Here is a 21024-nt window from a genome sequence, read left to right on the forward strand (position 1 = left end):
CCCGCCGTGCGTCCGGCCACCGACCGGCGTAAGCGGGTCACGGTCGTGGTGGCGGGACGCTCGCCGCTCCCGGCGGCCACCGTCGCGCGGGTGGCGCGCGCCACGCTGGCCACCGCGCGGCGGCCCGTGGTGACGCTGCAGGTCACCTGGCTGACGCGGCCGGCCATGCAGCGGCTGCACCGGACGTGGAAGGGCCAGGACCGGCCCACCGACGTGCTCTCCTTTGCGCTGGTGGCCCCCGACGGTACGATCACGGGCGACGTGTACATCTGCCCCGCCGTGGCCCGGCAGCAGGCCCGGGAGTTCGGGGTCCCACCCCGCGAGGAGGCCATCCGCCTCGTGGTGCACGGGGCGCTGCACGTGCTCGGCCTCGACCACCCCGAGGGGGAGGCCCGCACCCGGTCCGCGATGTGGCGGGCGCAGGAACGCCTCGTCTCCAGGCTCGCATGATCGAAACCCTGCACCACCTGCTGACGCCGTTCGCGACCTTCTGCTTTGCGCTCTGGGCCGCGTGGCTTTCGTTTGCCGCCGAGGCGGACACCGAGGTCCCGCGGATCCTCGCCGATCAGCAGGTCGGCGTGGGGGGACGGCTGCCCCCCGCGCGCGCGCTCTACGCCGGCCACCTCTTCCTGCTGGTGCTCGCGGGCGCCGCGGGCGGAATCGCGGAGACCTGGTGGGAGTGGGCGCCGCTCGGCGCCACGCTGCGCCTGCTGCTGGCCGTGGTGCTGGTGTGGGTGGTGGCGAGCCTCCTGCCGCGCCTGCTCGCCGCGGTGGCGCCCGACCTGCCGCCGCTGGTGCGCCCCGCCGCACTCCGGAGCCTGCGGGTGTTCGCGCCGCTCCTGGCCCTTGTGGCCCGGGCCGACAACCGCATCCGGGCGCCAAGCCCCGCCCTCAATCGCGAAAGCGGACCGGCCCGGCGCGACATGCTGCTCGGGCTCTTTTCCCTGGCCGACATGACGGTGGCGGAGGTGATGACGCCGCGGATCGACATCATCGCGGTGGACACCGCCGCGACCGGCGAGGAGGTGGTCGCCACCCTCCGCCGGTCCGAGCACGCGCGCATCCTGGTCCTGGACGGGCACCCCGACGCCGTGGTCGGCGTGCTCTACGCCAAGGACATGGTCGCCAGCCTCGCCACCGGTGCCGAGGCGGGGGAGTGGCAGGCCTTCATCCGGCCCGCGGCCTTCGTGCCGGAAGGGAAGACCCTCGACCGCCAGCTGCGCGACTTCCAGCGCGGGCCGAGCCACCTCGCGGTGGTGGTCGACGAGTTCGGCGGCACCGCGGGCCTGATCACGCTCGAGGACATCCTGGAGGAGGTGGTGGGCGAGATCCAGGACGAGCACGACACCGACGAGGCGCCGCCGATCGTGGAAGACGCCGAGGGGCGCCTGTCCATCGAGGGCGGCGTGCCGCTGGCCGAGCTGGAGGCGCTGCTCGGGCACCACTTCCAGCGGGAGGACCTGGCCACCGTGGGCGGTCTCGCGCTCGACCTGTTCGGGCGGGTGCCCCGCAGCGGCGAGCGCACCGAGGTGGACGGCTACGAACTGGTGGCGGAGCAGGTGGCGCGCCGGCGGGTGCGGCGGGTGCTGATCACCCGGCCTGCGCCCCTCGAGGCGGAGCCGGGGGAGGGCGCCGGATGATCTGGGCCGTCCTCGCCGTGGGCCTCGGGCTCGCCATCTTCGGCGCCATGGCCGGCACCGCGCTCGTCTCCCTGAGCCGGCTGGAGCTCACCCGCGCGGTGGCCGGCCAGCTCAAGGGCAACGCCGGCTCGCTCGACTGGCTGGCGCAGATGGAGGAGTACCTCGGCGTTACCGGGATCCTCACCGCGCTGGGCATGATCATCGTCGGCGCCGCGCTGCCCGCCTTCTTCACCGGCTACACCCTCGCGGCCCTCGCGCTGGTGCTGGTGCTGGTGGTGGTCCCCGGGGTGCTGCTGGCGGGCTACTTCATCCCCCGCTGGCTGGTGCGGCCCCGGGCCGAGCGGCTGCGCAGCCTGGTGGTGCCGCTGCTCCGGCTGCTCGCCTCCCTGGTGCGGCTGGTGCTGCCGGCCCGGGCCCGGCCCGGCGCGAGCGAGCTGCGGGCGGTGTGGCGGGAGGGGGCGGCCATCGGGCTCGCCAAGGACGACGAGCTGCTGATGGTCGGCGGGGTGATGACGTTCACCGAACGCCCGGCCCGCGAGGTCATGACCCCCCGCACCGAGCTGGTGGCGGTGGCGGAGCACGACGCCCTCGAGGACATCGCCGCGGTCTTCGCGCAGAGCGGCTACAGCCGCCTCCCCGTGTACCGGGGGACCCTCGACGAGATCGTGGGGATGCTGCACGCCTTCGACCTCTTCCGCCTGCGCCCCGGCGACCAGCTTCCCATCCGCCCGGTGGCCAACGCGCCGGCCACCCGGACTTGCGGCGACCTGCTGCTCGACATGCAGCGGGAGCGCCGCCACCTCGCCGTGGTGCTCGACGAGTTCGGCGGCACCCAGGGGATCGTGACCCTCGAGGACCTGCTGGAGGAGCTGGTGGGCGAGATCTTCGACGAGCACGACCCCGCGCCGGAGGCCGAGGCCGCCGGCCCGCTGCTGTTCGAGACGGACGGCGGCACGCCGGTGAGCGCCATCGAGGAGCGCTTCGAGCTCCGGCTGCCCGAGGTGCGGGTGAGCACCGCCGGTGGCCTGCTGGCCGAGCTGGCCGGCCGGATCCCGCAGGCCGGTGAACGGTTCATGGTGCGCGGGCTCGAGTTCGAGGTGATGCAGGCCTCGCCTACCCGGGTGGACCGGGTGCTGATCCGTCGCGGGGCCGCGCCGCCCATCGTGCTGTCCCCGCCCGTGGCCGGAGGAGGCCTCGCGTGAGCCGCACCGCGACCATCGTCCGCTCGATGCTGGAGCTCATCCGCCGGGGCAACCTGCGCGGCTTCCTGGCGCTGGCGGAGAAGGCGGAGCCCGCCGACCTCGGCGACGTGCTCTCCTCCCTGAACGATGAGGAACGCCTCGAGGTGGTGAAGGCGCTGCCCGCGCGGCTCTCCGGCGCGGCACTCGTCGAGATGACCGACGAGACCCAGGCCGAAGAGACGATGGAAAGCCTGGCCGAGGAGGCGCCCGCCACCGCCGGCGAGATCGTGGAGGAGCTGCCGGACGACGAGGCGGCCGACCTCGTCGGCAACCTCGACCCCGAGGACCAGGAGCGGATCCTGGCGGAGGTGGAGGACCGGGCGGACATCGAGGACCTGCTCCGCTACGACCCGGAGACCGCGGGCGGCCTCATGACCGCCCAGGTGGTGGCGGTCCGGGACGACACCACCGCGGGGGAGGCGATCGAGTCGCTGCGACGGCAGGCCGAGGAGATCGAGGACTTCACCCAGGTCTACGTCGTGGACGAGACCGGGCACCTGCTCGGGGTGCTGCCGATCAAGGGCCTGGTGACCAGCCCGGCCGGTCGGCCGGTGCGGGAGATCATGGAGGACACGGAGATCCGGGTGGCCCCCGAGATGGACCAGGAGGACGTGGCCCGGATCATGAGCCGCTACAACGTCCCCGCCGTCCCGGTGGTGGATGGGGGCGGCAGACTGCTCGGGCAGGTGACCTTCGATGACGTGATCGACGTCGTCGAGGCGGAACAGACCGAGGACCTCCTCAAGTTCGGCGGCACCTCCGCCGACGAAGAGCTCGCCGCGCCGTGGACCGGCGCCGTGCGCAGCCGGCTCCCCTGGCTGCTGGTGAACCTGGTGACCGCCTTTGCGGCCGGCGCGGTCGCCTCGTTCTTCGCCGACCGGGTCTCGGCGGTGCGCGCGCTCATCTTCTGGATGCCGGTCATCGCCGGCATGGGCGGCAACGGCGGCACCCAGGCCCTGGCCGTGACCGTGCGCCGCGTGGCGCTCGGGCTCATCCCGGTGGGGCGGGCCACCAGCATCGTGGGCAAGGAAGTGCTGGCGGGCATGGTGAACGGCGCGGTCAACGGGGCGGCGGCGGCCCTGGTGGCGGTGACGCTGGGGCACGGTGCCGCCCTGGGCCTGGTGGTCTTCCTGGCCATGACCTGCAACCTGCTCGTGGCCGGCTTTGCGGGGGCCTTCATCCCGCTGGTGCTCAACCGGATGGGCATCGACCCGGCCGTCGCGAGCTCGATCTTCGTGACTACCTTCACCGACGTCTGCGGCTACTCCCTCCTGTTCGGCCTCGCGGGCTGGCTGCTCCAGGTGTAACGGAATGGCGGCAGGAGCGCTCACGCGCCCCTGCCGCCCTACCGCCCTACCGCCGTACCGCCTTGCCGCCTTACCGCCCTACCATCCCAGCTGCACCTCCACCCGGCTGTAGAGGAACCGCCCGTTGTAGCCGAAGGGGCTCGCGGCGGCCCAGGGGAAGGTGCCGTAGTTGTTGTTGAACAGCTTGGCCGGGTCCGAATTCGGGTCGCCCGGGTCGGTCGGGGTGTTGGACGACGGCTGGTCGGGGTAGGTGTTGAAGAGGTTGCGCGCGCCGATGGCGAGCTTGACCTGGTTGAAGGTGTAGCTGATCTCGGCGTCGAACAGCGTCTTGGCGCCGTAGTTCTCGCGGCACAGGTCGCAGTAGCCCGGCTGGGCCGAGGAGAACTTCCCGTAGTACGACGCGCGGGTCAGGGCGTGGAAGCGGCCCCGGTCGTAGGTGGTGGTCAGGGTGCCGCGCCAGTCGGGCCGCTCCTCGGTGATGCCGATGTAGGTCACCGTGTCGATCAGCCCGGGCTCGGTGGAGTTGGCGAGGGCCGCGGGGAGCGGGTCGATGTGGGTGATGCTGTTCTTGGTGTAGTTGATCCCGGCGTCGAAGGTCAGCGTGCCGGTGAGCCCGGCGGGCACCCGCAGGCTGGCCAAGAGGTCGATGCCCTGGGTCTTGGTGTCGAGCCCGTTGGTGAAGTACTGCACGCCGCCCACGCCGGTGTACCCGTTGCGGGCCAGGATGGCGAGCGTGGTGTCGTCATCGAAGGTGGCCCCGAGCAGGATGCGGTCGGTGATCTTGATGTGGTAGACGTCGAGCGTGATCGTCAGGTTGTCGCGCGGGGTCACCGCCAGGCCGGCGCTCAGGTTGAGGGACTTCTCTTCCTTGAGCGCCTTGGCGCCCAGCAGCTGCGAGACCGGGTTGTCGGTCGGGTAGTTGCCCACCTCCACCAGCTGGCCCGCGATGTAGCTCGTGGTCAGGTGGCTGAAGTAGTTCTGGCTGAGCCCCGGGGCGCGGAACCCGGTGCTCGCCGCGCCGCGGAACACCAGGCGCGGGGTGGGCTGGAAGCGCAGCGCCAGCTTGCCGGAGAGGTTGGACCCGAAGTCGGAGTAGTTCTCGAACCGGCTGGCGACGTTGGCCAGCACCTTCGGCGTCAGGTTGGTCTCGAGGTCGAGGTATGCGCCGGCGTTGGTGCGGGAGTGGTCGCTGGCGTCGCTGGGCGAGAAGCCGCCGAAGACCGACGAGCCGCCCGGCGCCGGGCCGGCCGAGTCCTGGTCGAGGTGATTGCCGTTCACCCACGAGGCGAACTCGCCCTGCTCGATCTTGAACTGTTCCCGCCGCACCGCGCCGCCGATGGCCACATTGACCGCGGCCGGCAGCCCGAGCGAGAGCGCCTTGGCGAAGTTCACCGCCCCGATCGTCTCGCGGCGCAGCAGGCGCCCGGCAAAGAACGAGGTCTGGTTGGGGATCCCCGGGTCATCGCTGGTCCCCAGGGTGCTGTCGGCCCCCGGGGCGCAGGCGGTGACCAGGCAGGGGCCCAGCGACGCGTTCAGCGTGTTGCGGAGGTTGTAGTCGAACCGGTTGACGCCGTAGGTGCCGCCGAAGTCGATGGCCCAGCCGGCGGCGCTGGTGCGCAGCCCCGCGGCGGCGGAGAAGTCCTCCACCGTGGGATGGAACTCCGGCAGGAACCCCTGCGGGTAGATCTCCTGCCAGTTGCGGTTGCCGTCGAAGTAGCGCCAGTAGCCGTTGCCCGTGCCGATGCGGTGGCTGTAGCCGCCGAAGGCGTACAGCTCGGTGCTGCCGGCCGCGCCCAGGGGCATGCGGAAGTTGGCGAAGGTCATCGCGTCCTTCTCGAACCCGTCGCCCCAGTGGAGGTTGGGCTGGGGGAGGCTGTTCCGCTTGACCACGACCTCGCCGTTCTTGTTGATCGAGTCGGCATTGCCGGCGGCGTCCACGAGGTACGGGTCGGCCCAGGCGCGGTTGGTGGGTTCGCGCCGCTGGAACTCGCCGAAGATCGCCAGTGAGCCCCGGCCCAGCCCGATCCCCAGGCCGCCGTTGAGGTCCACGGTGGAGCCGTCGTTCTTGTAGCCCTTGCCGGTGACGTACTGCCCGGCGTTGGCCGTCAGGAACGGCGAGAAGCGCCCCTCCTTGAGCACCACGTTGACCACGCCGGCGATGGCGTCGGACCCGTACTGCGCCGCCGCGCCGTCGCGCAGCACCTCGATCCGCTCCACGGCGCCGCCGGGGATGGCGTTCATGTCCACCCCGGAACTGCCGGCGCCCATGCCGTAGGCAAAGGTGTTCACCACCGCCATCTGGTGCCGCCGCCATCCGTTCACCAGGACCAGCGTGTGGTCCGGCGAGAGCCCCCGCAGGGTGAAGGGCCGCATGATGTCATTGGCGTCGGTGACGCTCTGCCGCGGGAAGTTCACCGAGGGCGCCAGCGCCTGCAGGATCTGGCTGGTCTCCGTGGTACCCTGCTGGGCGATCTCCTCGGCGGTGAAGACGTCCACCGGCACCGCCAGCTCCTCCGCCGCCGTGTGGCGCCCGCGGGAGCCGATGACCACGTCGATCGGCGCCAGTTCGACCGCCGAGCGGGCCAGCGTGAAGTCGCGCTGGGCCATGTCGCCGGCGGCGATCTCGAGGTTGGTCTGCAGCGGCGTGTAGCCGATGGCCCGCACCCGCAGCGTCCGGGTCCCGGTGGGCAGGCCGCGCAGGGTGTAGCGGCCGGTGGCGGCGGTGGTGGCGCGCAGGGTGGTCCCGTCCACCGACACGGTGGCGCCGGCGATCGCGGCACCGGTACTGTCCATGACCTTGCCCTGCACGCTGCCCGACTGGGCCGCGAGGGGGGCTGGCGCGGCGAGGAGCAGCAGCAAGAACCCGGCGCACAGGCCGAGCAGGCGGACCACGGATCGTTGCATCCGGACCTCCGAAGGGGTGAAGCGGCTTGTCGGTGGGGAAAGGCCTCTCACCGGCGAGAGTACGCCCGAATCATGGGCGCGTCAAGCGACCCGCGCGGCCGTGCCCGCGCCATCGCCGGGGGAGGCCCCGATCCGGAGCGACGGGCGAGGCGGGCGCGCCCGACCCGGCGGGAACGCCCCGGACCGCCGCCCTCTTGGGGGGATCCCCGAAAGTTGCGTAGGTGATTCAGTCTAGCGAAGTTACATCCATGCCTCCGGCTCCCCTCGTGGCCGACCTCCGGGCCCGCAAGACCCCGGCGATCGCCCGTGCCATCTCGATGGTGGAGAATGCGCGGCCGGGCTTCGAGGAGTTGCTGTCGTCCATCCATCCCGCGCTGGGTCGCGCCTGGCGCATCGGCATCACCGGCCCGCCGGGCGCCGGGAAGTCCACCCTGACCGAGCGCCTGGTGCAGGCGTACCGGGCCCAGGGCCTCACCGTTGCCGTCGTGGCGGTGGACCCCACCAGTCCGTTCACGGGGGGCGCCCTCCTCGGCGACCGCATCCGCATGGAGTCGATCGCCCTCGACCCGGGGGTGTTCATCCGCTCCATGGCCACCCGCGGCTCCCTCGGCGGGCTGGCCACCACCACCCGCGAGGTGTGCGACGTGCTGGACGCGGGGGGCTTTGATCGGATCCTGGTCGAGACGGTGGGGGTGGGCCAGTCGGAGCTCGACGTGGCGCGCACCGCGGACTCCACGGTGCTGGTGCTGGTCCCTGAATCCGGCGACGGCATCCAGACCCTCAAGTCGGGCATCATGGAGATCGGCGACCTGTTCGTGGTCAACAAGGCCGACCGCCCCGGCGCCGACCGGCTGCGGCAGGAGATCGAGGTGACCCTCGGCATCCGCCACGGCAACGCCTTCCGTCACGTGAAGGCGCATCATGGGGCCGCGGTGACCCGGCCGGTGAGCGAGGCGGCGGCCGAGCCCGCCCCGCCGGAGTGGATGCCGCCGGTGCTCGGCACCATCGCCGCCAAGGGCGAGGGGACCGAGGCCCTGGTGGATGCCCTGGAGCGGCACCGCGGGCATCTCGGGAGCACGGGGGCCCTGGAGGCCCGGCGTCGGCGCCGGTTGCACGACCGGACCCGCGAAGTGGTCGAACGGGCCGCCCGGCAGTGGATCTGGCAGGAGAGCGGGGCGGAGCAGCTGATCCAGGAGCAGCTGGACGCGGTGGTCGAGGGGCGCACCAGTCCGTACGAGGTGGCCGCCCTGGTGCTGGACGGACTCAAGCAGGGATCCCGCCTATGACCATTTCGCGGCCGGACGAAACGCAGGACCTCGCCCAGCGCATCGAGGCGCAGGAACGCGAGCTCGAGGCACTGCGCCTGGAGGTGGCCGCGTGGCGCGCCGCCATGGCGAGCCAGGCCGTGCGCGCCGACACCGACTTCAGCAGCTGGTCGGGCCGGAGCGTGGAGCCGGTATACACCGTGCTCGACCTCCTGCGCACCCAGAAGGGGGGGCTGCCCGGCGAGTTCCCCTACCTGCGGGGCATCCATCCCACCGGGTATCGCGGCAAGCTGTGGACGATGCGCCAGTTCGCCGGCTTCGGCACGGCCCAGGACACCAATGAGCGCTACAAGTTCCTGCTGGCGCGGGGCCAGACCGGGCTCTCGGTGGCCTTCGACTTTCCCACCCTGATGGGCTACGACTCCGACCATCCCCGGTCGGAGGGCGAAGTCGGCAAGTGCGGCGTGGCCATCTCCAGCGCCCGCGACATGGAGGACCTCTTCGACGGGATCCCGCTCGACCAGGTGTCGACGTCGATGACCATCAACGGCCCCGCGGCCATGCTGTTCTGCTTCTACGTGGCCGCGGCCGAGCGCCAGGGGGTGGACATCGCCCGCCTGCAGGGCACGATCCAGAACGACATGCTGAAGGAGTACATGGCCCAGCATGCCTGGATCTTCCCGGTGGAGCCGGCGCTCAAGGTCATCGTCGACATGTTCGAGTGGGCCTCGGCCCACACCCCGAAGTGGAACACCATCTCCATCTCGGGCTACCACATCCGCGAGGCGGGCGCCACGGCCGCGCAGGAGCTGGCGTTCACGCTCGCCAACGGCTTCTGCTACGTGGAGCACGGCCTCGAGCGCGGGCTCGACGTCGACGCCTTCGCGCCCCGGCTGTCGTTCTTCTGGGATGTCCACAACGACTTCTTCGAGGAAATCGCCAAGCTGCGCGCCGCCCGCCGCATCTGGGCCCGGACCATGCGCCAGAAGTACGGGGCCCGGAACCCGCGCTCCTGGCAGATGCGGTTCCACTGCCAGACGGCCGGGGTGTCGCTCACCGCGCAGCAGCCGCACAACAACATCGTGCGAGTGGCGTACCAGGGCCTCGCCGCGGTGCTGGGGGGCACCCAGTCGCTCCACACCAACGCGCTGGACGAGACCCTGGCCCTGCCCACCGAGGAGTCGGTGCGGATCGCGCTGCGCACCCAGCAGATCCTGGCCTACGAGACCGGCGTCCCCAACGTGGCCGATCCGCTGGGGGGCTCCTACTACGTGGAAGCCCTGACCGACGGGCTGGAGCGGGAGGCGGCGGGGCTGTTTGCCGAGATCGAGGCGCAGGGCGGCGTGGTGCGGGCCATCGAGGGCGGCTGGTTCCAGCGCCAGATCGCGCAGTCGGCCTCGCGGTTCCAGCAGGAGGTGGAGCAGGGCCGGCGGGTGGTGGTGGGGCTCAACCAGTTCGCCGAGGAGGAAGAGCCGCCGGTGGCGATCCTCAAGATCGGCGGGGACGCGGAGCGGCAGCAGCGCGCGCGCATGGCGGCGCTCCGCGAAAGCCGGGACCAGGCCCGGGTGGACGCCGCCCTCGAGGCGCTCCGTTCCGCGGCGGTGGACGGGCGGAACGTCATCCCCCTCATGCTCGATTGCGCCCGGGCATACGCGACCCTCTTCGAGATCCGGCACGTGCTCGAGGGGGTCTACGGGACCTATCGGGAACCCGTGTTCTTCTGAACCGGCGGCGCCCCGAGGGCGGGCCCGGACCACGCGTCCGGGGCCGGCTGGCGCCGCCATCGCCCTGACGTGGACCCATGACGAACCCAGACATCAAGAAGCTCCTGACCCGGCTGACCCGCCTGCGGACCGACGAGCACCGGATCGTCACCTGTTACCTCAAGGTCGAGCCCCGGGACCGGGCGCGCGGCAAGTACGTCATCAAGCTCAAGAACCGCATCCGCGAGGTGGAGCAGGCGCTGGCCGGCCTCGACCTCCCACGCGGCGTGCGCGAGGAGGTGCAGGCCGACCTCAAGCGGATCCTCGACCAGTTGCGGGAGCCGGCGCGCCTCCCCGCCTCGCAGGGCGTCGCGGTCTTCGCCTGCGGGCCGCTCAAGCTGTTCGAGCTGGTGGGCCTCCCCAGCGTGCACCGCTCCCGGCTCGCGGTGGACCGCACGCCGCTGGTGCGCGAGCTCGCCTCGGTCGAGGACGAGATCGGCAGCCTGCTCACGGTGGTCCTCGACCGGACCAGCGCCCGCCTGTTCGAGGTCACGGCCTTCGGCGCCGAGGAGCTCGAGGGCATCAAGGCCGACAGCACCCGGGGCGGCCGCTTCCACAGCGACCGGCAGGGCTCGCCGGGGCAGGGTGAGGCACAGTTCAACAACCGCATCCGCGAGGAGAAGCAGCGGCACTACGCCGCGATCGCCGAGCGGCTCTTTGCCCACCACCGGAAGCGGCCGGTACACGGCATCGTGCTGGCCGGGCCCGGCAAGGAAGCCGGCGCCGTGGCGGCCTTCCTGCACCCCTACCTGGCCGAACGCCTCATGGGGGTGGTCAGTCTCAACCCCAAGGACGCCAAGACCGCGGTGGTCTACGAGGCCACCCTGGCCGCCCGGGCCGAGTTCGAGCGCGAGGCCGAGCGCCACATCGCGCACGGCCTCGAGGACGCGCTGGGCCAGGGCTGGGCGGTGGATGGCTTCGAGGGGACCCTCCGGGCCCTGGGCCGCGGGCAGGTGCGCACCCTGCTGGTCGATGCCGACGCGCAGGGTCCCGGGTTCCGCTCCAGCCGCACCGGGCGCCTGGCGCTCCAGGAGCGGGAGCTGCGGGCCGACGGCGACGTGGTGCCGGTCCTCGACATCGTGGACGAGGCCATCGAGGAGGCGCTCCGCCAGCGGGTCGAGGTCGAGGTGGTGTACGACGACGAGGCCCGCCAGGCCGTGGCGAGCCTCGCCGGGCTGCTCCGGTTCCGGTGAGCCTGCGCGCGGTCCTGTTCGACGCCGGCAATACGCTCGTCTCGCTCGACTACCCGCGGCTCGCCGCCGCGGTGGGTCAGGCGACGGGCGTCCCCCTCACCGCCGCCGGGCTGGCCGCGCAGGCGGGACCGGCGGCGCTGGCGCTCGAGCAGGGGGAGACCACCGACCGCGAGCGCGCCTCGCGCTACCTCGAGCTGCTGTTCCGGCTCGCCGGGGTGCCGCTCGAACGGAACGAGGTGGTGCGCGAGACCCTGCTCGGGCTGCACCGGGAGCGGCACCTCTGGGGAGCGATCGACCCCGCCACCGCCCCGGCGCTGGCGCGGCTCCGTCGGGCGGGGCTCCGGCTGGCCGTCGTCTCCAACAGCGACGGCCGGGCGGAAGAGGCGCTCGCGGTGGCCGGCATCCGTGACGCCTTCGAGCTGGTGATCGACTCGCAGCTGGTCGGGGTGGAGAAGCCGGACCCGCGCATCTTCGCGATCGCGCTGGAGCGCCTGGGCCTGCCGCCGGCCGCCGCGCTCTACGTGGGTGACATCTACGAAGTGGACGTGGTCGGGGCCCGGCGCGCCGGCCTCGACGTGATCCTGCTCGACCCGCTCGGCCTGCATGCCGGGCGCGACGTGCGCACCGCGCCCAGCGTGGCCGCGGTGGCCGACCTGCTGCTGGACGCTGACGGACAGGTTCAACCCGGGGACTGACATGGTGGCTCAGCTCGAGAAGAAACCGCTCTCCCGCCCGATCCGGGTCCTGGTGGCCAAGCCGGGACTCGACGGGCATGATCGCGGCGCCAAGGTGGTCGCGGCCGCCCTGCGCGACGCCGGGATGGAGGTCGTCTACACCGGCCTGCACCAGACCCCCGAGATGATCGCCACCGCCGCGGTGCAGGAGGACGTGGACGTGGTGGGGCTCTCGATTCTCTCCGGGGCCCACATGACCCTCTTCCCGCGGGTCCGGGTCCTGCTCAACGAGGCCGGCCGCGCCGACATCCTCCTCACCGGTGGCGGCATCATCCCCGACGACGACGCGCAGGCGCTGGAACGCGCGGGGGTGGGGCGGCTCTTCGGGCCGGGCACCCCCACGGGCGACCTCATCGCCTACATCCAGGGCTGGGCCGTCGATCACCTCAAGGACTAGTGTCGTGGCCAAGACCCCCGGCACCACGCGGCCCCCCCGGCTGCGGGTGCTCGCCGAGGAGTACGAGGCACTCGCCGCCCGGCTGCGCCAGGGCGGCGGGTCCAAGCGCGTGGCGAAGATGCACGAGAAGGGGCAGCTCGCGCCCCGGGAGCGGGTGGAGGCGCTGCTCGACCCCGGCGCCCCGTGGTTCGAGCTCGGCCTGCTGATGGCCTACGACCAGTACGATGGCCAGGCGCCCGGCGCCGGGGTAATCACCGGCGTGGGCGTCGTCGAAGGCCGCGAGGTGGTGGTGGTGGCCAACGACGCCACCGTGAAGGCCGGCTCGTGGTGGCCCGAAACCATCCGCAAGATGCTGCGGGCCCAGGAAGTGGCCATGCGGCAACGCATCCCGATCATCTACCTGGTCGACTCCGCCGGCGTGAACCTGCCGTACCAGGGCGGGGTCTTCCCGGGACAGTACGGCGCCGCGCGGATCTTCTACTACAACTCGCTCATGCGGCGCTACCTCAACGTGCCGCAGATCAGCGCCGTGATGGGGAGCTGTATCGCCGGCGGGGCGTACCTGCCCGCGCTCTCCGACGTCATCTTCATGGTCGAGGGCACCAGCTTCATGGGCCTCGGCGGCCCCAACCTGGTCAAGGGTGCCACCGGCCAGGTGGTGGACGCCGAGACCCTGGGCGGCGCCGCGATGCACACCTCGGTGTCGGCGGTGGCCCACTACCGCGCCGCCACCGATGCGGAGTGCCTCCGGATGGTGCGCGGGTACGTGGCCCGGCTGCCCCGCGCCGCGCTGCCGGCTCCGGCCGAGTACGCGCCGCCCAGCCGCCCCATCACCGACCTCTACGACATCCTCCCCGCAGACCACCGCATGTCGTACGACATGCACGCGGTGCTCGGCTGCCTGCTCGACGGCGGCCGGCTGGAGGAGTTCCAGCCCGACCTCGGCAAGGAACTGCTCTGCGGCCACGGCACCATCGAGGGCCATCCGGTGGCGGTGCTGGCCAACGCGCGCACCGTGATCAAGGGCAAGCCGGGCCAGATGCCACGGATCGGCGGCATCATCTACACCGAGAGCGCGGAGAAGGCAGCGTTCTTCATCGAGACCGCCAGCCGGCAGAGGATCCCGCTCCTGTTCGTGCAGGACGTGAGCGGGTTCATGGTGGGCCCCGACGCCGAACAGTCGGGGATCATCCGCGCCGGGGCCCGCTTCGTCGAGGCGATGTCCACCGCCGTGGTGCCGAAGATCGTGCTCACCCTCAACCACGCCTCGGGGGCGGGCTACTACGCCATGGCGGGGCAGGGGTTCGACCCCGATTTCATCGTGAGCTGGCCCACCGGGCGGATGGCGGTGATGGAGGGCGAGGCCGCCGTCGAGGCGGTGCACGGCGTGGAGCTGGCCAAGGCGCGTGCCGAGAAGCGCACGCCGGCGCCGGAGGTGGCCGCCGCCGCCGCCGCCATGCGCGCCGACTACGAGCACCAGCTCGACGCCAAGTACGCCGCCGCGCGGGGCTACGTCGACGCGATCATCGGCGCGGAGGAGACCCGGGACATGCTGGCGTTCCTGCTGCGGGTCACGCGCGCCAACCCCGGCCCGCACATCGGGCCCTTCGTCCTGCCGCCCCTCGCATGAGCGGGCAGCGGACCGTCCTGGGAGCCGCCGGGCTCCTCACGTTGCTGGGCTGCGGCGGCGGGCCGGCGGTGCGCCCCAGCGTGGATCCGGCGCGGACCGCTCCCGTGGCGCCGCCCGCCCCGAGCCGGCCCGCGGAGCCCGAACCGCAGCCCATCCTGCCGCCGCTCGAGGCCTACCTCCGCGGCTGGATGCCCCTGGCCCCGACCGGCATCCCCGAGTTCCTCAAGGCCCACCCGACCTACGATGGCCGCGGTGTCCTGATCGCCATCCTCGACAGCGGGCTCGACCCCGCCATCCCCGGGCTCGACAGCACCACCACCGGGGAACGGAAGATCCTCGACCTCCGCGACTTCTCGGGCGAGGGACGGATCGCCCTGGCGCCGGTGGCGCCGGTGGGCGACGAGTTCGTGGTGGGGAGCCGCCGCCTCCGCGGCGCCGGGCGGCTCCGCGCGGTGGCCATGGCCGATCGCTACTACGCCGGCACCATCGCCGAACTGGCGCTGGGCAAGCTGCCCGCCGCGGACCTGAACGGCGACCGCGATGACGCCGACACGCTCGCCGTGGTGGTGGGCCGCGCCAGCGACGGCTGGGTGCTCCTGGCCGATACCGACGGCGACGGCACGCTCGAGGATGAGCGCCCGGTCCGGGACTTCCTTGCCGGCCGTGAGACCTTTGCCTGGCGCACCGGGTCCCGGGCGGCCCAGGTGACCATCGCGGCCAACTTCGCCACCGGCGCCGATGGAGGCCCGCAGCTCGACCTCTACTTCGACACCAGCGCCCACGGCTCGCACGTGGGCGGCATCGCCGCCGCCCACCGGCTCTACGGCGTCACCGGCTTCGAGGGCGTGGCCCCGGGCGCCTACCTGCTCGGACTCAAGATCGCCAACAACGCGCAGGGTGGCATCTCGACCACCGGCAGCATGATCCGGGCGGTGGAGTACGCCATCCGGTTTGCGCAGGGCCGCCGGCTCCCGCTGGTCATCAACATGAGCTTCGGGGTCGGGAACGAGGCGGAGGGCGCGGCCCGCATCGACCAGATGCTGGACTCCGTGCTGGCGCTGCACCCCGAGGTGGCCTTCACGCTGAGCGCCGGCAACGATGGGCCGGGGCTCTCCACCCTCGGCTACCCCGGCTCCGCCAGCCGCTCGATCACCGTCGGCGCCACCTTCCCGGTGGTGTTCCTCGGCGCCAGCGGACGCTCGGGCGATCCGATCGCCTACTTCAGCTCCCGCGGCGGGGAACTCGCCAAGCCGGACATCGTGGCGCCCGGCCTGGCCTATTCCAGCGTGCCCCGGTGGGACACCGGGGACGAGCGGAAGGCGGGCACCAGCATGGCGGCTCCGCACGTCGCGGGGCTCGTGGCGCTGCTCTACTCCGCCCAGGCGCAGGCCGGCCGGCCGCCGGATGCGCGGCAGGTGCGTCAGGCCCTCATGGTCACCGCCCGGCCGCTGGCCGCGGGGAGCTATCTCGACGATGGCACCGGTCAACCCGATGTGGGGCGCGCGTGGCGCTGGCTGGCCCAGGGGCGCGCCCTGCCGGAGGTGGCGGTGCGCACCACCGACGGGCGCGGCAGCGCCGCGTATCGCATCACCCGGCTGGGCGCGGCGCCCGACACCGCGTTCGGGTTCGTGGTGGCCCTGGCTGCGGGCGCCGCCCCGGTGGAAGTCACGCTGCGCTCGGGGGCCGACTGGCTCGCCGCGCCGGCGCGCGTCACCCTCGCGCCCGGGAGCACCAGCATCACGCTCCGCGCGGGGCCATCGGCCTTCGCGGAGCCCGGGGTCCGCACCGGCGTGGTGACCGGCTGGACCACCGACACCGCGGCGGGCCCGCTGTTCCGGCTGGTGACCACCGTCGTCGTTGCCGACACCGGCGCCACCATCGTGGCCGACCTCGGTCGGCTCGCGGCGGGGGCCACGGCGCGTGCCTTCTTCGAGGCGATGCCGCAGCGGCCCTTCGCCGTCGCGGTCTCCACCCGCGATCCCGGGGAGCAGGTGCTGGCCTACCTGCACGAGCCCGGCGGGCAGCCCTACCGCGAGGAGAGCGGCATCGGCGCGGGATCCGGCGAGGCGGCGGGGGTGTACGTGGTCGATGCCCGCGATGTCGTGCCGGGGTTCTACGAGGCCGCCGTGGTGGCGCCGCCCCTCGACGGCGCTGCGGCCGACCTGATCGTGCAGCAGAGCCCGGTCACGATCGCCGCCGCGCGCGACGCCCGGGGCATCGGCATCGCGCTCGGGAACCTCACCCCCGATGCCGTGACCACGGACCCCTTCGTGGTGCTGGTGGGCGCCGAGCGTCACGCCCGGGTGGAATCCCGGGGCGCGGCGGTGGAGCGGGTGCGCTTCCCGATCCCGGGCTGGGCGGTGCACGCGGCGGTGGACGTCGAGATGGATCGCGCGGCGTGGCCCCAGTTCACCGACTTCGGCGTGACCCTGCTCGGGGAGGACGGGCGGCAGCTGGGCAAGGCGCCGCTCAACTACGCCTTCGGGCGGCTGCACGTCGATCTTCCCGCCGCCCGCGTCGGGGCGGCGGATGGCGCGGCGGAGGTCGCCCTCTTCCCCGGGCTGGCCGACCCGGCCGGCAGCCGGCCCTGGTCGGCGCGGGTCTCCATCCGGCTGTACGCCGATTCGGCGCACGTGAGCCGCCTGTCCGGTGAGCCGCTCACCGTGCCGGCGCACGGCGGCGCCACCCTGACCATTCCCATGAAGGAGCCGGGATTCGTCCCCGGCCCCGGATTCGTCCCCCTCGGCATCGTCGTTGTCCCCGAGGACGAACGCACCTGGACCCTCGAGGTCCCGCTCCCGGCGCCGGAGGCGCCGCTTCACCCATGACCGACCGCATCGTCCGCGTCGCCGCGGGACAGGGCTTCTGGGGGGACTGGCTGGAGGCCCCCGTCCGCCAGGTCCAGGGCGGCCCGATCGACTACCTGATGATGGACTACCTCGCCGAGGTGACCATGTCCATCATGCAGAAGCAGAAGTCGCGCGACCCGCGCTACGGCTACGCCCGTGACTTCGTCCCCCTGATGGAGCGGATCCTCCCCGACATCGCCGCGAAGGGGATCAAGGTCACCAGCAACGCGGGGGGCGTGAACCCGCGGGCCTGCGCCGAGGCGGTGCGCGAGGCCGCCCGGACGCTCGGGCTCTCGGAGCGGGTGAGGATCGCGCTGGTGAGCGGCGATGACATCCTGCCGCGGCTCGACGAGCTGCTGGCCAAGGGCCACGCCCTGCGCGACCTCGACACCGGCCGCCCGCTCACCGACATCCGCGACAAGGTCCTCTCCGCCAACGCCTACCTCGGCATGGCGCCGATGGTCGAGGCGCTCCGGCGGGGCGCGCAGGTGGTGATCACCGGCCGGGTCACCGACACCGGCCTGACGCTGGGGCCGCTGTTCCACGAGTTCGGCTGGGACCCCCAGGACTGGGACAAGGTGGCCGCCGGCACCGTGGCGGGGCACATCATCGAGTGCGGCGCCCAGTCGAGCGGCGGCAACCTGCTGCGCGACTGGCGCAAGGTGAAGGGCCTCGCCAACCCGGGCTTCCCGATCGTCGAGGCCCGCGCCGACGGCAGCTTCACGGTCACCAAGCACCCGGGCACCGGCGGCGTGGTCAACCTGGCGAGCGTCACCGAGCAGCTGGTCTACGAGATGGGCGATCCGCACACCTACATCACCCCCGACGGGATCGCCGACTTCACCTCCATCCAGCTCAAGGCCGCGGGCCGCGACCGGGTGCGGGTGAGCGGGATCCGCGGCCGGCCGCGCACCGACATGCTCAAGGTGTCCATCGCCTACTTCTACGGGTACAAGGCGGTCGGGACCCTGGTGTACAGCTGGCCCGAGGCCTACGACAAGGCCCGGGCCGCCGATCGCATCCTGCGCCGGCGCCTGGACGACCTGGGCCTCCGCTTCGAGCAGGTGCTCACCGAGTATGTCGGCGTCGACGCCACCCACGGCCCGCTCTCGGGGCCGCCCGATCCCGAGGCCCCGGAGGTGCAGCTGCGCGTCGGGGTCCGCGGGCCCGACAAGGCGGCGGTGGAGCGGTTCACCCGCGAGATCGCGCCGCTGGTGCTCACCGGCCCGCCGAGCGTCACCGGGTTCGCGGGCGGCCGGCCGGAGGTGCAGGAGGTGGTGGCGTACTGGCCCGCGCTCATCGACCGGACCGAGATCGAACCGCACGTGCGGGTGGAGGTGCTCGATGCCTAAGGTCCAGCTCCGCTGGCTCGCCCACGCCCGCTCGGGCGACAAGGGCGACACCGCCAACGTCGGCCTGATCGCGCTCGACCCGGCGTGGTACCCGCTGCTGGTCAAGGAAGTCACCCGCGCGCGCGTGGCCCGGCACTTCAAGGGCATGGTCAAGGGCGTGGATCGCTTCGAGCTGCCCAACCTCTCGGCGCTCAACTTCCTGCTCCACGGCGCGCTCGACGGCGGCGGCACCATCTCGCTCAAGACCGATGCCCAGGGCAAGGTCTACTCCACCGCGCTCCTGCGCCTGGAGATCGACGTGCCGCCTGCGGTGGCCCGCCAGCTCAAGCGCACCCGTGCCGGCTGAGCCGGGGGCCCCCGTGTCGTCGCTCCTGACCACGGTCGAGGCAGGCGTCCTGACCCTGACGCTCAATCGTCCGGAGAAGCGCAACGCGGTCGACCTGTCCACGGTCGACGCGCTGCGCGCCGCGCTGGCCCACGCCAGCCTCGACCCCACGGCGCGGGTGGTGGTGCTGCGCGGGGCGGGGAAGGACTTCTGCGCCGGCGCCGACCTCGAGGAGCTGCTGGCTTCCGCGCACCTGCCACCGGACGAGAACGAGCGCAACGCCCGCCGCCTGGGCGAGGTGTTCCTGGCCATCCGGGAGCTCGAGAAGCCGGTCGTGGCGGTGGTGCACGGCCGGGCCCTGGCCGGCGGCGCGGGGCTGGCGACCGCCTGCGACCTGGTGCTGGCCGCCGACACCGCGCAGCTGGGCTACCCCGAGATCCAGCGCGGCTTCGTGCCGGCGATGGTCATGACGATGCTGCGGCGCCAGGTGGGAGAAAAGGTGGCGTTCGACCTCGTGAGCACCGGCCGCCTGCTCGGCGCCGAGGAGGCCCGGCTGGCGGGGCTGGTCTCCCGGGTGGTCCCGGCGGACCGGCTCGACGCGGAGGCGGGCGCCCTGTTGCAGCAGCTCGCCTCGGCCAGCGCCTCGGCGCTGGCCCTCACCAAGCGACTGCTCTACCAGCTCGACGGCCCCTCCTTCCGTGATGGCATTGCCCTCGGCGCGCGCATCAACGCCCTGGCGCGCATGCACCCCGATTTCGCCGCCGCGATCGAGCGGTTCCTCCAGAAGTGAACCTCCGGCTGACCCCCGCCGCCGTGCGGCTGTTCTTCGCGGTGCTCGGCTTCCTCCTGGCCGGGGCCGGCGTGGCGCTCGACAACCGCTACCTGGTCTGGGCAGCCATGGCGGTCCTGGCCGGGGCACTGGCCCTCCGGCTCTACCTCCGCCGCCGCGGAGGCTGAGCGCGGCGGGGTTTCCCCGCGCCCCTCCGCGTTCGCCGGTGCCCTGGCCGGCAGGCACCCGCCGCTATCGTGGCGGCATGACCCCGCTCGCCGAACGCATCGCGGAGGCGCGCCGCCTCCTGCACGGACACTACGGCTTCCAGGACTTCCGGCCGCTGCAGCGACGGGTGGTCCAGTCGGTGCTCGCCGGTCGCGATACCCTCGCGGTGCTGCCCACGGGCGGCGGCAAGTCCATCTGCTTCCAGGTGCCGGCGCTGGTGCTCGGCGGGCTCACCGTGGTGATCTCGCCGCTGGTGGCGCTGATGCAGGACCAGGTCGGTGCCCTGGTGCGCCGAGGCATCGGCGCCGCCACCCTCAACTCCCTCCTCCCCGCCGAGGAGCAGGCCGCCATCCTGGCCCGGCTGGCCGGCGGTGACCTGCGGTTGCTGTATGTCTCTCCCGAGCGCGCTCCCACCCTGGCGCTCGACCTGCTCCGGCGCGGGCTGCGGGCGCGGCTGCTCGCCATCGACGAGGCCCACTGCATCACGGAGTGGGGGCACGACTTCCGGCCCGCCTTCAGGTGCCTGGCGCAGGTCCGGGAGGAGCTGGGACGGCCCGCCGTCGTGGCCCTCACCGGCAGCGCCACCGCCCCCGTGCGCGACGACATCGTCACCTCGCTGGCGCTCACACGCCCCGACATCCACCTCGGCTCCTTCGACCGGCCCAACCTCCGCTTTCGGGTGGAGCTGCTGCGCAGTCCCTCCGAACGCCTGCCACGCACCCGCGCCCTGCTGGCCGATCGCCCCGGACTGAGCATTGTCTACGTGCCCACGCGCAACAGCGCCGACGCCGTGGCCCAGGCGCTCTGGTTCGCCGGGCATCGGGCCGCGCCCTACCACGCCGGGCTCACCCGGGAGCGTCGCGCGGAGGTCCTGGAGCGGTTCGTCGCCGAACAGCTCGACGTGGTCGTGGCCACCTCGGCCTTCGGGATGGGCATCGATGCCCCACGGGTGCGGCTGGTGGTGCACTGGGGGATGCCGCCGACTCCGGAGTCGTACTACCAGGAGGCCGGCCGCGCCGGCCGGGATGGCCAGGAGGCCCGCTGCATCCTGCTGCATCATTCGGCAGACCCCGAGATCCACAGGCGCCAGCTCGATGTCACCTTCCCTCCACGCAAGGTGCTGGAACAGCTCTGGGCGGATCCCGCCAGCCGACCCCGTCACCCGAAGGCCGTGGTGGCCGCGGCGGATCGCCTGCGGGCAGAGCTGGGCGGCGCCGCCGGGGATGCCGGCTGGGTCAGGGTGGCGCGCCGCAGGGCCGCCGCGGCTGAGCGGCTGCGGGTGATGGAAGCCTACGCCACGCGGCCGCTGTGCCGACGGGTGCTGCTCCTGGGGTACTTCGGTGAGGTGTGCACGGGCTGCGGCACCTGTGACGTCTGCACCCGCGCCTCGCCGCGTGGCATCCGGCGGTTGCTGCGTGTATTCTGAC

At 72.8% G+C, this 21024-nt stretch carries 17 protein-coding genes; 16 read left to right on the forward strand and 1 reads right to left on the reverse strand.

The annotated features are described in order from the left end of the window. The first annotated feature begins 6 nt into the window (after positions 1-6). From ybeY to mgtE, 4 genes are read left to right on the forward strand one after another with little or no spacing between them, the layout of a single operon-like run. Positions 7-450, forward strand: a complete 444-nt coding sequence (gene ybeY / locus IPJ95_10970) for an rRNA maturation RNase YbeY (protein ID MBK7924135.1) — start codon at positions 7-9, stop codon at positions 448-450. Next, entirely contained in the window at positions 447-1640 is a 1194-nt protein-coding gene (locus IPJ95_10975; GenBank protein ID MBK7924136.1) for an HlyC/CorC family transporter, read from the forward strand. Before ybeY ends, IPJ95_10975 begins: the two co-directional genes overlap by 4 nt. Then, positions 1637-2842 carry an HlyC/CorC family transporter gene (locus IPJ95_10980; GenBank protein ID MBK7924137.1) on the forward strand — a complete coding sequence of 402 codons (1206 nt, stop codon included), beginning with the start codon at positions 1637-1639 and terminating at the stop codon, positions 2840-2842. The genes IPJ95_10975 and IPJ95_10980 overlap by 4 nt, the downstream gene beginning before the upstream one ends. After that, positions 2839-4188 carry a magnesium transporter gene (gene mgtE / locus IPJ95_10985; GenBank protein ID MBK7924138.1) on the forward strand — a complete coding sequence of 450 codons (1350 nt, stop codon included), beginning with the start codon at positions 2839-2841 and terminating at the stop codon, positions 4186-4188. The genes IPJ95_10980 and mgtE overlap by 4 nt, the downstream gene beginning before the upstream one ends. Positions 4189-4266: 78 nt before the next feature. On the opposite strand, the gene IPJ95_10990 is transcribed toward mgtE, so the two are convergent. Continuing rightward, positions 4267-7092 carry a TonB-dependent receptor gene (locus IPJ95_10990; GenBank protein MBK7924139.1) on the reverse strand — a complete coding sequence of 942 codons (2826 nt, stop codon included), beginning with the start codon at positions 7090-7092 and terminating at the stop codon, positions 4267-4269. A 248-nt stretch (positions 7093-7340) separates the two neighbouring features. Between IPJ95_10990 and meaB the strand changes: the two genes are divergently transcribed. From meaB to IPJ95_11050, 12 genes are all read left to right on the forward strand, one after another. Further along, entirely contained in the window at positions 7341-8378 is a 1038-nt protein-coding gene (gene meaB, locus IPJ95_10995; GenBank protein ID MBK7924140.1) for a methylmalonyl Co-A mutase-associated GTPase MeaB, read from the forward strand. Between the two features lie 104 nt (positions 8379-8482). Further along, a complete protein-coding gene (locus IPJ95_11000) occupies positions 8483-10081 on the forward strand; it encodes a methylmalonyl-CoA mutase family protein (protein MBK7924141.1) in 1599 nt (532 codons plus the stop codon). A gap of 77 nt (positions 10082-10158) precedes the next feature. Further along, complete coding sequence (locus tag IPJ95_11005) at positions 10159-11313, forward strand: hypothetical protein (protein ID MBK7924142.1); 1155 nt, start codon at positions 10159-10161, stop codon at positions 11311-11313. Next, entirely contained in the window at positions 11310-12008 is a 699-nt protein-coding gene (locus IPJ95_11010) for an HAD family hydrolase (protein ID MBK7924143.1), read from the forward strand. Before IPJ95_11005 ends, IPJ95_11010 begins: the two co-directional genes overlap by 4 nt. A 1-nt stretch (position 12009) precedes the next feature. Then, positions 12010-12444, forward strand: coding sequence for a cobalamin B12-binding domain-containing protein (locus IPJ95_11015; protein ID MBK7924144.1), 435 nt, complete (start codon positions 12010-12012; stop codon positions 12442-12444). A 118-nt stretch (positions 12445-12562) separates the two neighbouring features. Beyond that, on the forward strand, positions 12563-14074 hold the full coding sequence (locus IPJ95_11020; GenBank protein ID MBK7924145.1) for an acyl-CoA carboxylase subunit beta: 1512 nt from the start codon (positions 12563-12565) through the stop codon (positions 14072-14074). After that, positions 14071-16902 carry a S8 family serine peptidase gene (locus tag IPJ95_11025; GenBank protein ID MBK7924146.1) on the forward strand — a complete coding sequence of 944 codons (2832 nt, stop codon included), beginning with the start codon at positions 14071-14073 and terminating at the stop codon, positions 16900-16902. Before IPJ95_11020 ends, IPJ95_11025 begins: the two co-directional genes overlap by 4 nt. Next, positions 16899-18275 (forward strand): DUF1446 domain-containing protein, encoded by a 1377-nt coding sequence (locus IPJ95_11030; protein ID MBK7924147.1) that lies wholly within the window; start codon positions 16899-16901, stop codon positions 18273-18275. Before IPJ95_11025 ends, IPJ95_11030 begins: the two co-directional genes overlap by 4 nt. Then, positions 18268-18621: a hypothetical protein gene (locus IPJ95_11035; protein MBK7924148.1), complete on the forward strand. Its 354-nt coding sequence runs from the start codon at positions 18268-18270 to the stop codon at positions 18619-18621. Before IPJ95_11030 ends, IPJ95_11035 begins: the two co-directional genes overlap by 8 nt. A gap of 13 nt (positions 18622-18634) precedes the next feature. Further along, complete coding sequence (locus IPJ95_11040) at positions 18635-19390, forward strand: enoyl-CoA hydratase/isomerase family protein (GenBank protein ID MBK7924149.1); 756 nt, start codon at positions 18635-18637, stop codon at positions 19388-19390. Continuing rightward, entirely contained in the window at positions 19387-19557 is a 171-nt protein-coding gene (locus IPJ95_11045) for a hypothetical protein (protein MBK7924150.1), read from the forward strand. Before IPJ95_11040 ends, IPJ95_11045 begins: the two co-directional genes overlap by 4 nt. Positions 19558-19634: 77 nt before the next feature. Continuing rightward, positions 19635-21023, forward strand: coding sequence for an ATP-dependent DNA helicase RecQ (locus IPJ95_11050; GenBank protein MBK7924151.1), 1389 nt, complete (start codon positions 19635-19637; stop codon positions 21021-21023). The last annotated feature ends 1 nt before the right edge of the window (position 21024 follow it).

The organism is Gemmatimonadota bacterium (assembly GCA_016713785.1).
Classification (GTDB): domain Bacteria; phylum Gemmatimonadota; class Gemmatimonadetes; order Gemmatimonadales; family GWC2-71-9; genus JADJOM01.